Consider the following 12,308-nt stretch of genomic DNA (forward strand, 5'->3'; position numbering starts at 1 on the left):
CGCTGGGGCACAACCTGCGGGGGCCCAACTGGTAAAATTAAACAAAAAACTTATTAAAAAATTTTTTATTTTTTATCTGAAAGTTGTCACCTGTTCGCCCCCGCAGCCCCCGACCGGCCCGCACCACCCCGACGAATCCCCCAACTACCCAGTGGTACAGACCTGTTGACGCATTGGTCCAGTCCTCCTACAGTGCCCATGCCCCGTCTCCCCACGGCGCGGGCACCCATCGCACACGCACCAAGCACAGCGGCTCTACGTCACCCTGTCCAACCCCCACAGTCACAGGGAGAACCATGTCCGCTCGATCCCGGGCCAGGCGCCCGCGCGTGCGCAGCAGACTGCTGGCACTGCTCTCCGTCCTGCTCCTGCCCCTCGCCGCACTCACCGCGCTGGCCGCCCCGGCGAACGCCGCCGGAAAGCTCACCGCCGCCTTCACCACCGCCAACAACGGCTCCTGGTGGCAGGGCACCTACATCGTCCACAACGACAACGCCACCGCCGTGACCGGCTGGACCCTGGAGTTCGACCTGCCGGCCGGCGTCACCATCGGCAACAGCTACAACGGCACCGCCACCGTCAACGGCCAGCACGTCACCGCGACCAATGCGTTCTACAACGCCACCGTCAACGCCCACAGCACCACCGAGCCGTACAGCTTCTGGTTCGTCGGCAACGGCCCGGTCGCCACCCCCACCAACTGTCGCGTCAACGGCGACAAGTGCGACGGCACCGCCGACGTCCCGCCGTCCGCGCCGGGCACCCCGGCGGTCACCGAGTCCACCGCGCACACGCTCGCCCTGACCTGGCCGGTCGCCACCGGCGGGGACTTCCCGGTCGCCTCCTACGACGTGCTCAACGGCGCCACCGCGGTCGGCTCCAGCACCACCACCAGCGCCCTGCTCACCGGGCTCACCCCGGCCACCACGTACACGCTGACCGTCCGGGCCAAGGACAGCCGCGGCAACACCGGACCACTCAGCGCGCCCGTCACCGCCGCCACCTTCGACCCGTCGACCGACCCGGTCCCGCCCACCGCGCCGACCAACCTCCACACCACGGCGGTCAGTTCGTCGGACGTCACGCTCGCCTGGAACGCCGCGACCGACAACGTCAGGGTCGCCGCGTACGACGTCTACCAGGGCGGCACGCTGGTGGCGACGGTCGGCGGCGGCACCCTGACCGCGACGGTCGGCAGCCTGTCCCCGTCCACCACCTACACGTTCACCGTGAAGGCCCGCGACCCCGCCGACAACGCCTCGCCCGCCTCCGCCCCGCTCACCGCCACCACCTCGGACCTGGTCGGCGCCGGAAAGTACGCCCGGGTCGGCTACTTCGTCCAGTGGGGCATCTACGGCCGCCAGTACTTCGTCAAGAACCTCGACACCTCCGGCAGCGCGGCCAAGCTCGACGTCGTCAACTACGCCTTCGAGAACATCGATCCGGTCAACCTGACCTGCCTGGCGGGCGTCACCAGGGGCACCACCGCCAACCCGCAGGACCCGGACCAGGGCACCGGCGCCGGTGACGCCGACGCCGACTACGCCCGCCCGATGAGCGCCGACCAGTCGGTGGACGGCGTGGCCGACGACGGCTGGGGCAAACTCCGCGGCAACCTCAACCAGGTGAAGAAGCTGAAGGCCAAGTACCCGAACCTGAAGGTGGTCGTCTCACTCGGCGGCTGGACGTACTCCAAGTACTTCTCGGACGTCGCCGCCACCGACGCCTCCCGCCAGAAGTTCGTCAAGTCCTGCCTCGACGTATGGATCAAGGGCAACCTGCCGGTCTACAACGGCGCCGGCGGCGACGGCGTGGCGGCCGGGATCTTCGATGGCATCGACCTCGACTGGGAGTGGCCCGGCTCCGCCGACGGCCACGCCGGCAACCACTGGAGCGCCAACGACAAGGGCAACCTGACCCTGCTGCTGGCCGAATTCCGCAAGCAGCTCGACGCGTTGGGCGGCTCGCACAAGCTGCTCACCGCCTTCACCCCGGCCGACCCGGCGAAGGTCGCCGCGGGCTGGGACCTCACGAAGATCTTCAGCTCGCTGGACATCGCCAACGTCCAGGGCTACGACTTCCACGGCTCCGGCAGCGACAACTCCTGGGAGCCCAACCGCACCGGCCCCCAGGCCAACCTCTACGCCGACCCGAACGACCCGTACAACTTCCACTTCAGCGTGGACGCGGCGGTCCAGACCTACCTCGGCGCCGGGGTCAACCCGCGCAAGCTCACCATCGGCTTCCCGTTCTACGGGCGCGGCTGGCAGGGCGTGGCGGACGGCGGCGCCTCCGGCGTGTGGCAGTCCGCGAACGGCGCAGCCCCGGGCCAGTTCAGCGAGGAGGCCGGCACCCGCGGCTACAACAACCTCATCACCGGCGTCCCCAACCTGACCGTGTACCACGACCCCAAGTCCATTGCGACGTACGGCTACACCGGAGCCGGCGGCCAGTGGTGGACCTTCGACGACGCCTGGTCGATCGCCCAGAAGACGGCCTACCTCAAGTCGAAGAACCTGCTCGGCGGCATGATCTGGGAGATGTCCGGCGACACTCCCTCCGGCACGCTCATCAACGCACTCGACTCCGGGCTCAAATAGCCGGAGGACACGGCCCGTTGGGCCGGTGGGGCAGCAAGGGCCGGCGCTCCGAGAACAACGGAGCGCCGGCCCGCGCCTCAGGTGCCCCAGGTGCCCGACGGGCCTCCAGGGCCTCCAGGGCCGCACCCGCTCCCAGGGCCTCCCGTCACCGGGACGCCATCGCCGCCAGCTTCCTGGCCGCCCGGTACTGCCGGAGCACCTGCGCGAAGGTGGTGTGCCCCTGGGTGGTCCGGGCGAAGGCCCGCCAGGCCGGCGCCACCAGGCAGACCGCCGCGTGGAACAGGTACGGGCGCCGCTCGAAGGCGCCCAGCAGCTGCTTGCCGGCGCGCATCTCCACGCCCAGCCCGGCCTTGATGGCGAACGCGTAGTTCAGCGCCTCGCGCCGCACGTCCGCCGCCTTGCCCGCCTCCGCGACCTTCACCGCCCACTCGCCGGCCAGCCGGCCCGAGCGCAGCGCGTACGAGATGCCCTCACGGGTCCACGGCTCCAGCAGTCCGGCCGCGTCCCCGGCGACCAGCACCCGGCCGCGGGAGAGCGGCGAGTCCTCGGCCCGGCAGCGGGTCAGGTGCCCGGACTCCACGCTCGGGGTGAAGCCGGACAGCCCCAACCGCCGGATGTAGTCGGCGAGATACTGCTTGGTCCGCTCGCCGTCGCCGCGCGCCGAGATGACGCCGACGGTCAGGCTGCTCGACTCGGTCTTCGGGAACACCCAGCCGTAACTGCCGGGCAGCGGGCCCCAGTCGAGGTGGATCCGGCCCGACCAGTCCGCGGCGACCTGCGGCGGGACGGGGATCTCCGCCTCCAGGCCGAGGTCGATCTGGTCGAAGGTGACGCCGACGTGCCGGGCGATCCGGCTCGCACTGCCGTCCGCGCCGACCACCGCGCGCGCCTCGAAGGTGCGCCCGTCGGCGGCCGTCACCAGCGCCGTCCGGTGCTCGCCGCCGCGCTGCTCGACGCCGGTGACGGTCACTCCGGTGACCAGCACCGCCCCGGCCTGCTTGGCCGCCTGCACCAGGCGCAGGTCGAACTCGTCCCGGTTGACCAGGCCGAACAGCATCCGCCGGGACCGACGCGTCCGGGTGAACCGCCCGTCGTAGGCGAAGGTGACGGCGTGCACGCGGTCCTGCAGCGGCAGCCGGAAGTCGGGCGGCAGGCTGTCCCGGGACGGGCCGATGATGCCGCCGCCGCAGGTCTTGTAACGGGGGTGCTCGGCCTTGTCGAGGAGCAGCACCCGCCGGCCCTGGACGGCGGCGGCGTGCGCGGCCGAGGCTCCGGCCGGTCCGGCACCGACCACCACGACGTCCCAGACGCCGTCGAGCGGCTCGGGCGCCGACCGACCGGCCCTCGGCGCGGTCGCGGCTTCGGTCGCGGCTTCGGTCTCGGTCCCAGCCTCGGTCGCGGCTTCGAACACCGTCTCGGTCCCGGCCTCGGGCACCGTCCCGGTCTCGGACACCGACTCGGGCGTCCCCTCGGACGCCTCGCCTGACGGCTGACCTGACGACCGGCCTGACGGCCGTCCGGACACCTCGGCGTCGAGCGGCGAGGCCTCGGTGTCGAGTGGGCTGCGGGAATCGGAGCTTCCGGAGTCAGTCACGTCGAGCAATCCTATGCGTCCGCCGGACCCGCCGCTGGCCGCGCCGCCCCGAACGCCAGACCGAACCCAGATCGAACCCAGGCCGAGCCCGGGGCGATCCATCGGACCGATCCACCAGACGGTGCGCCGGGCGGGATCGCCGGGTAAAACCACCCGATCGGACTGTTCGAGTCCGCCTATGATCGGCGGTACCCAAACCGCCCCCTCCGCCCGCACCACCCCTCGGGCGAAGCCTTCCCCTCGGAGCCCCGATGTCACAGCCGCTGGCCGACGCCGTCCGGTCCCTGATGGACCGTGCCCGCACCGACCTCGCCGAACTGGTCGCCTTCCCCTCGGTCGCCGACCCGCGCCAGTTCCCGGTCGAGGAGTGCGAGAAGGCCGCCCGCTGGGTCGCCGACGCCTTCGCCGCCGAAGGCCTGACCAACGTCCAACTGCTGGACACCCCGGACGGCACCCAGTCCGTCTACGCCGAACTGCCCGGCCCCCAGGGCGCGCCGACCGTGCTGCTCTACTCGCACTACGACGTCCAGCCCCCGCTCGACGAGAACGCCTGGCTCAGCCCCGCCTTCGAACTGACCGAGCGTGACGGCCGCTGGTACGGGCGCGGCGCCGCCGACTGCAAGGGCAACATCCTGATGCACCTGACCGCCCTGCGGGCGTTGCGGCAGGCGTACGGCGACAGCTACCCGGTCGGACTGAAGATCATCGTCGAGGGCTCGGAGGAGCAGGGCACCGGCGGCCTGGAGCGCTACGCCGAGGCCCACCCCGAACTGCTCGCCGCCGACGCCATCATCATCGGCGACACCGGCAACTTCGCCCCCGGCCTGCCCACCGTGACCGCCTCGCTGCGCGGCATGACGGTCGTCGAGGTCGCGGTCACCACCCTGGCCGGCAACCTGCACTCCGGCGCCTTCGGCGGCGCCGCCCCGGACGCGCTGCAGTCGCTGGTCCGGATGCTCGCCTCGCTGCACGACGAGCACGGCGACGTCGCGGTGGCCGGACTGACCGGCGGCCAGACCTGGAGCGGTGTCCAGTACCCGGAGGAGCAGTTCCGCTCCGACGCCAAGGTGCTCGACGGCGTCGCCCTGACCGGCACCGGCACCATCGCCGACCGCCTGTGGGCCCGCCCCGCGATCACCGTCCTCGGCATCGACGCCCCGCCGGTGATCGGCGCCACCTCCTCCGTCCAGGCCGCCGCCAAGGCCCTGGTCAGCCTGCGCGTCCCGCCGGGCAGCGACCCGACCGCCGCCCAGGACGCGCTGGTCGCCCACCTGGAGGCGCAGGTCCCGCTCGGCGCCCGTCTGACCGTCGAACGCCAGGGCACCGGCGCCCCGTTCAACGCCGACACCACCGGCCCGGCGTACGAGGCGATGGGCGAGGCCATGGCCGAGGCCTTCGGCACCGAGATGGTCGCCTCCGGCGAGGGCGGCTCGATCCCGCTCTGCAACACGCTGCGCTCGCTCTACCCGAAGGCCGAGATCGTGCTGATCGGCGTCGAGGAGCCGACCACCCAGATCCACGCGGTCAACGAGAGCGTCGACCCGCAGGAACTGGAGCGGATGGCCCTCTCCGAGGCCCTGTTCCTCCGCCGCTACGCCGAACTGCGCTCGGTCTGAAGCGCGTTGGTCCGGGGACCGCCATCGGCGGTCCCCGGCACCGGCCGCCCGCCCCGGAACCTGCGGGCGGCACCCGTCACCACCGCGTAACCGACCGCACCCACCGCGAGCCCGGCCCCGGCGCCGAAGCAGAACTCCGGGATCAGGTTCCGCCGCAGTGGGGCCAGCCGGTGCAGCACTCCGGCCGCCGTCGCCGCGCCCAAGGCCGTGACGGCGGCCCGGCGCGCCCGGGGAGCGAGTGCCACGGCCGGGCGGACCGGCTCCACGCCCCGCACCGCCCGCACCGCCCAGCCCGCCATCGCGGCCAGGGCCAGCGCCGAACTGCCGTACTGCAGCGCCGAGTAGAGCGGAACCCCGACCACCTCCCGGTCCAGCACCGGCAGCAGCCGGACACCCAGCCGGCCCTCGTGGGTGAACGCGTCCCAGCCGACGTGGGTGGCCGCACCGATCGCCGCCGACGCCGCGAACCACGCCGCCCCCGTACCCGCCCCACCTCCGGCGGGCCGCCGGACCGTCAGTGCCTCGGCCGCGCCCGCCCACCGGTCGGGCAGCAGCGCCACCAGCGGCGCGCGCAGCAGACCGTGCCAACCTGCCACCAGCGCGCCCGCGATCGCCACGTCCAGCGTCGGCACGGCCCACCAGCGGTGCGTCAGACCGCCGTGGCCGTACACCCCGGGCAGCAGCGACTCGGCGAAGAACGGGACGTCGGGCGCCATCGATCCGGCGACCAGCGCCGAGGCGACCAGCGGCCCGCGCTCCCCGGCGGCGCACAGCAGGGGCAGGACGGCGGCGGGGTGGCTCAGTGTGAACGGCATGCCCCCATCCTCCCGCCCCTGCCGGGCCATCAGCCAACGCCCGGGGGCTGCGGCCAACGCCTGCGGGGCGGCCAACGCCCGGGGACAGCGGCCAACACCTGTGGGCGGCGGCCAATACCTCTGGACCGCCCGGCACCCGGGCTCGTCAGGCGCCCGGGCTCGTCAGGCGCCCGGGCTCGTCAGGCCCCCCAGGCGGCTACGCCGCGTCCGCCGTGCTGGCCAGGCCGAGCGCGACCCGGCGGCCCGCCTCCAGGTAGCGCAACTCGCCGCTGCGGCGGGCGTCCAGGGCGGCGGCTAGGCGGCGGTAGCGGCTCGGGGGCAGCAGGTCGGCGGCCTCGTCCAGGGTGACGAAGCGCCAGTCGCGCAGCTCCTCCGCCTGGAGCAGCAGGTTCTGGCGGGCGGCGGCGTCCAGTTGGCCGCCGTCGTACATCAGGCGCAGGCCGCCGCGGCGCGGGCCGGTGCGCGGCTCCCAGTCGACGGCGAGCAGGCGCAGCCCGGTCGGGTCGAGCCGCAGGCCCAGTTCCTCGGCGGTCTCGCGCAGGGCCGCGTCGGTGGGGGCCTCACCACGTTCGACCACGCCTCCGGGAAAGTCCCAGTCGGGTTTGTAGACCGGGTCGACCAGCAGGACGCGGTCCTGTTCGTCGAAGAACAGGACCGCGGAGGCCACGGTGTCCCCGGTCGGGTCGGGGGTCTGGACGATCGGGCAGCGGGCGGCGCCGACGCGGACCAGTTCGGCGATCCGGTGGGCGGTCTCGCGGGGGGTGAGCTCGCTGGTGTCGAGCATCCGGGCGTCCTCGACCAGCCAGCGCCGGGCGGCTCGGTAGCGGGCCACGTGCTCGAAGCACCACATGCGGACCCGCTCGCTGGCCTCCGGATCTCCCGGGCACTCGTCGCGGTGGGCGATGCGGTGACGCAGGATCGTTTCTTCTGGGTCCAGGACGAAGTGGTGCACCGCTATGCCGTGGGAGGCGAGGTCGCCGAAGATCTCGTCCCGGTAGTCCTCCCTGAGCAGGGTCATCGGGACCACCAGCGGGCCCGCGACCTCGCTGAGCAGCGCGGCCGCCGTCTCGGGGACGAGCCGGCGCCAGGCCGCCAGGTCCTGGAAGTCGGACACCGTCGCCAGCCGGTCGGCGGGGAGCATCCGGCGCAGGCCGAAGCCCACCAGCTCGGGATCGAAGAGCACGCTCCCGGGCAGCAGTTCCACCAGCTCGCGGCAGGCACTCGTCTTGCCCGCCCCGAATGTGCCATTGACCCAGACGATCACAACGTCCCCTGCCCTCGACTTGCCCCGATGCCGTTCGCACCGGGCAGCGCCCCCGTCGGCCGAACCAGCGCCACCCGTGGTGGTACCCGCGCCACGCCGCTCCCCATACCTCCCCGTCGCGCCCGCCGTTGCGCCCCACCCCACCCCTTGACAGGGGCATGTGCCCAGGCCAGCCGCCTTCCGGGAGAAATATGTAGACCGGTCTACATCAAAGTTGCACCCTGCTCACACCCTGCGCGCACAGGAAGTCGGCCTGCCCGACTTCCTGTGCGCCATCATCACCCCAGATCACCTCGCATCACCCCCTCCACCCGACTATGTAGACCGACCGACAGATTTCTCCCGGCAATCTCTAGACCGGTCTGCATAATTCAGTAGACCGGTCGACATATTCTTCCCCGCGCCCCTCGCGCGCCCCCCAGCGCCCGCTTGCGCCGCGCGCACCCCAGCACGTACAGAGGAACGATGAAGCTGCTCCCAGTCGGCCGCGTCATCGTCATCGGCTCGGTCAACGCCGACCGCATCCTCCGCTGCCCCGTCCTCCCCGCCCCCGGCGAGACCGTCCTCGCCACCGCCGCCACCCAGGGGTTCGGCGGCAAGGGCGCGAACCAGGCGGTGGCGGCGGCGCGCATGGGCGCCGCCGCCCACCTGGTCGCGAAGGTCGGGCGCGACGCCGACGGCGAAGCCGCGCTCACCGACCTGCGCGGCGCGGAGGTCGAGACGGGCTCCGTGCTCACCCACCCCGACGCGCCGACCGGGCAGGCGATCATCATGGTCGACCCCGCCGGCGAGAACAGCATCGTCGTCGTCCCCGGCGCCAACGCCCACCTGACCGCCGCCGAGGTCACCGCCGCACTCGCCCGCCTGCACCTGCTCCCCGTCGACGTGCTCCTCACCAGCGGCGAGGTTCCCGAGGAGTGCATCCGCGCGACCGCCGCCGCCCTCCCGGCCGACGGCACCCACTGGGTGCACAACGCCGCCCCGGCCGGCTCGCTCCCCGACACCGGTCCGACCGGACGCCGCCCCCTGGTCGTCGCCAACGCCGTCGAGGCCCGCCAGCTGACCGGCGCCCCCACCGTCGAGGAGGCGGCCCGGGCCCTCGCCCGCCGCGCCGACGGCGTCGTACTCACCCTCGGCAGCGAGGGCGCGCTGGTCGCCACCGAGGGACGGTCGGCCCGACTCCCCGCCCCCGCCGTCCAGGTCGTCGACACCACCGGTGCCGGCGACGTCTTCTGCGGCGCCCTCGCCGCCGGACTCGCCCGCGGCGCCTCCCTCCCCGCCGCGGCCGCCACCGCCGTGGCCGCCGGCGCGTTCGCCGTCACCGCCCTGGGCGCCCGTGGCGCCCTCCCCCGCCCGACCGACCTCTGACCAGCCACTGCCCGACGGCGCCGGGCGGGCCAGGCGGACCAGGCCGGCCGGGCCGGGCCGGGCGGACCAAGCAGGCCGGGCGGACCCAGCCTGCCCCGAACAGGGGCACCCGGGCCACAACTCCCGAACGCCCCCGCCCACTTGTCTAGCACTCGGCCTACGGCCGGCCCATGTACGACGGGTAGTAGCCGCTGCTGATCCCCGAGATCCGGATCAGCGTCCCCGGCCGCGCCGCCTCGACGTACTGGTTGTTGCCGAGGTAGATCGCCACGTGCTGGATGCCCCGCTTGGTGCCGTTGGGAGACCAGAACAGCAGGTCGCCCCGGCGCAGCTGGCCGGCACTGATGGGCGTGGTCGCCGCGTACTGGTCGTTGGCCACCCGCGGCAGGTTCACCCCGCCGCGCCGGAAGGCCTGCTGCACGAGGCCCGAGCAGTCGTACCCGTCCGGCCCGTTGCCCGCGGTCCGGAACGGCTTGCCCAGCTGGCTCAGCGCGAACTGCACGGCGGACTCGATGCCCTGGTCACCCGCCACCGCACCAGCGGCCGAGCCCGACGAGGACGACCCGGACGATCCGGACGGCGACGGGGACCCGCCGCCCGTCCGCGCCACGTACACGTCGTAGTGCGTGGTCCAGCGCCACTCCCCCTTGCTGTTCTTGAACCAGTACCGCGACCCGTCCCACCCCTGCTTGATCCCGCCGCTCGACTTCGCACCCGTCGACGGGGACTTCGCCGCGGAGGAGGATCCGCCCCCTGTCCGCGCCACGTACACGTCGTAGTGCGTGGTCCAGCGCCACTGCCCCTTGCTGTTCTTGAACCAGTACCGCGAGCCGTCCCACCCGGCGTGCGCCGGTGCCGACTCGGCGGCCGCGGGGCTGACGCCGGGGCCGACGCCGATCACACCCGCACCGGCCACGATCACGGCCACCATGCCTATCCCCCGGCGCACCCGCGCGGCCCGCGAGGGGCGGACGGGGCGGACGTCAGCCGCCCGCTGGTCGGCGGTGGCGGCAGCGTGCTGCCCGGTCGGTTCGTCGGCGGCACCCGGCGCGCCGGTGTTGACGGTGGTCATCCTGCTGTCTTCCCTCACTGCTGCGAACTGCCGCCACGGGGGCGGCTGCGGAATCGGCTACGGACACGCACGTCCCGGTGAGACGGCACGTACGGCTCGGCAGACCCCGCCCGGCGCGCCACGGCCTCCGGTCGTGCGACTGGGAGCCGCGGCACGCCGGGCGGGGATTCAGTTCTGCCTGCGTGTCACGGTAGGCACGCGTCCGCTCACGGCGCGCAGTGGAGTGAGCCAATGGAAGGGCTCACGGCCGGTGAGCACCGACGGGGCATCAGGGTGAAGGCCAGTCATCGGGCCGCGGCCCGACGCCCCCTCACCCCTGCTGGTCGGCCTCCGCCAGCAGCTGCTTCTTCAGCACCTTTCCCAGCGCGTTCCTGGGCAGTTCGGGCACCAGCACGACCCGGCGCGGCCGCTTGTGCGCGGACAGCCGCTCCGCCACGAAGGCCGTCAGCTGTTCCCCCGTCACGGCGCCGTCCGGGATGACGTACGCGACGATGGCCTGCCCGAGGTCCTCGTCCGGCGCACCGACCACCGCCGCGTCGGCGACCGCCGGGTGGTCGCGCAGCGCGGCCTCCACCTCGCCGGCGCCGATCCGGTAGCCGCCGCTCTTGATCAGGTCGACGGAGGCGCGACCGACGATCCGGTGGAAGCCGTCCTCACCGATCACGGCGACGTCCCCGGTGCGGAACCAGCCGTCCGCCGTCCAGGCCTCGGCATCCGCGTCGGGCCGGTTGAGGTACCCGCTGAACAGGGTCGGCCCGGCGACCTGCAACTCTCCGACGCTCTCCCCGTCGGAGGGCACCGGCGCGCCGTCCTCGCCGACCAGCCGGGTGCGCACCCCGTCCAGCGGCAGGCCGACGCTGCCGGGCCGGCGCTCGCCGTCCGCCCGGGTGCTGACGGTGATCAGCGACTCGGTCATCCCGTAGCGCTCGATCGGGGCGTGCCCGGTGAGCGCAGCCAGCTTCTCGAACACCGGTACCGGCAGCGGCGCGCTGCCGGAGACCAGCAGCCGGGCCGAGGCCAGCCGACCCGCCGCCCCGGGGTCGGCCGCCACCCGGGACCAGACGGTCGGCACCCCGAAGTACAGGCTGCCGCCCGCGGCCGCGTACCCCGCCGGGGTGGGCCGCCCGGTGTGCACGAGCCGGCTGCCGGTCCGCAGGGCGCCGAGGACGCCGAGGATCAGTCCGTGGACGTGGAACAGCGGCAGGCCGTGGACGAGGGTGTCCTCGGCGGTCCACTGCCAGGCCGCGGCGAGCGCGTCCAGGTCGGCGGCGACCGCCTGGCGCCGGATCACGGCTCCCTTGGGCGCCCCGGTGGTGCCGGAGGTGTAGAGGACGAAGCCGGTGGCGTCCGGCGCGGGCTCGGCGAACGTGGTGGCGGCGCGTTCCGTCGGGTCGACCGGCAGCCCCTCCACCTCACCCGGTACGACGTCACCCACGGCGTGCGCGAGCAGCACCGCACCCGAGTCACGCAGGATGTGCTCGCGCTCCTTGGGCCCGGAGTCGGGCGGCAGCGGCACCACGGGCACGCCCGCCAGCAGGCCGCCGACCACGGCGACGACCGTCTCGACGGCGGGCCGGGCGAGCACGGCGAGCGCGGGCGCACCGGCCACCCGGTCGGCGACGGCGGTCGCCGCGCCCAGCAGCTCCTCGCGGGACAGCGCCCGTCCATCGATCCGCAGCGCGTCCGCCGTGTCCCCGTAGTCGCCCTGAAGTGCGGTCAGCAGTGCCATGCTTCCGTCCTCGCCCTCGTCTCACGCTGTCGCGCCGACTCTACGGGCCGCACCCGGAGCGTCCGTCCGCGGCGGTCACTGGCCGCCGCGCGCCTGGCCTGTACCGGCCCGGGCCTGCCTGTGCCGGAAACGCCGGAGGGCGTGGGGGCGGGGGGCCCGCGGCCCCCCCCCCCCACCTGGGGGGGGGGGGGTAGCGCCGGGGGGGGTTGTACTCCGGGGGGGGGGGCGGGAGCGAGGGGCACCAGGGGGC

General features: G+C 73.6%; 8 protein-coding genes. 3 read left to right on the forward strand and 5 right to left on the reverse strand.

Annotated features, from left to right (window positions below; all coding sequences use genetic code 11):
• The first annotated feature begins 296 nt into the window (after positions 1–296).
• Positions 297–2,600 (forward strand): glycosyl hydrolase family 18 protein, encoded by a 2,304-nt coding sequence (locus ACFVHI_RS12565; protein ID WP_380338386.1) that lies wholly within the window; start codon positions 297–299, stop codon positions 2,598–2,600.
• Between the two features lie 145 nt (positions 2,601–2,745).
• Here ACFVHI_RS12565 and ACFVHI_RS12570 read toward each other — a convergent pair whose 3' ends face one another.
• Complete coding sequence (locus tag ACFVHI_RS12570; protein WP_380338389.1) at positions 2,746–4,194, reverse strand: geranylgeranyl reductase family protein; 1,449 nt, start codon at positions 4,192–4,194, stop codon at positions 2,746–2,748.
• A gap of 251 nt (positions 4,195–4,445) precedes the next feature.
• Here ACFVHI_RS12570 and ACFVHI_RS12575 point away from each other — a divergent pair, with 251 nt between their 5' ends.
• Positions 4,446–5,810 (forward strand): dipeptidase, encoded by a 1,365-nt coding sequence (locus tag ACFVHI_RS12575; RefSeq protein ID WP_380338391.1) that lies wholly within the window; start codon positions 4,446–4,448, stop codon positions 5,808–5,810.
• Here the strand turns inward: ACFVHI_RS12575 and ACFVHI_RS12580 are convergent.
• Positions 5,786–6,625: a DUF4184 family protein gene (locus tag ACFVHI_RS12580; RefSeq protein WP_380338394.1), complete on the reverse strand. Its 840-nt coding sequence runs from the start codon at positions 6,623–6,625 to the stop codon at positions 5,786–5,788. The two genes, ACFVHI_RS12575 and ACFVHI_RS12580, sit on opposite strands and share 25 nt — an antisense overlap.
• A 196-nt stretch (positions 6,626–6,821) precedes the next feature.
• A complete protein-coding gene (locus ACFVHI_RS12585; RefSeq protein WP_063350148.1) occupies positions 6,822–7,889 on the reverse strand; it encodes an NUDIX hydrolase in 1,068 nt (355 codons plus the stop codon).
• 465 nt (positions 7,890–8,354) lie between these two features.
• On the opposite strand from ACFVHI_RS12585, the gene ACFVHI_RS12590 reads away from it, so the two are divergent.
• A complete protein-coding gene (locus ACFVHI_RS12590) occupies positions 8,355–9,257 on the forward strand; it encodes a PfkB family carbohydrate kinase (RefSeq protein WP_380338396.1) in 903 nt (300 codons plus the stop codon).
• Between the two features lie 157 nt (positions 9,258–9,414).
• Here the strand turns inward: ACFVHI_RS12590 and ACFVHI_RS12595 are convergent, their stop codons facing one another.
• Entirely contained in the window at positions 9,415–10,329 is a 915-nt protein-coding gene (locus ACFVHI_RS12595; protein WP_380338399.1) for a C40 family peptidase, read from the reverse strand.
• A 310-nt stretch (positions 10,330–10,639) separates the two neighbouring features.
• On the reverse strand, positions 10,640–12,058 hold the full coding sequence (locus ACFVHI_RS12600) for an acyl-CoA synthetase (RefSeq protein ID WP_380338402.1): 1,419 nt from the start codon (positions 12,056–12,058) through the stop codon (positions 10,640–10,642).
• Positions 12,059–12,308 lie beyond the last annotated feature (250 nt).

It is taken from the genome of Kitasatospora sp. NPDC127121 (genome assembly GCF_042677305.1).
Taxonomy (GTDB): Bacteria; Actinomycetota; Actinomycetes; order Streptomycetales; family Streptomycetaceae; genus Kitasatospora.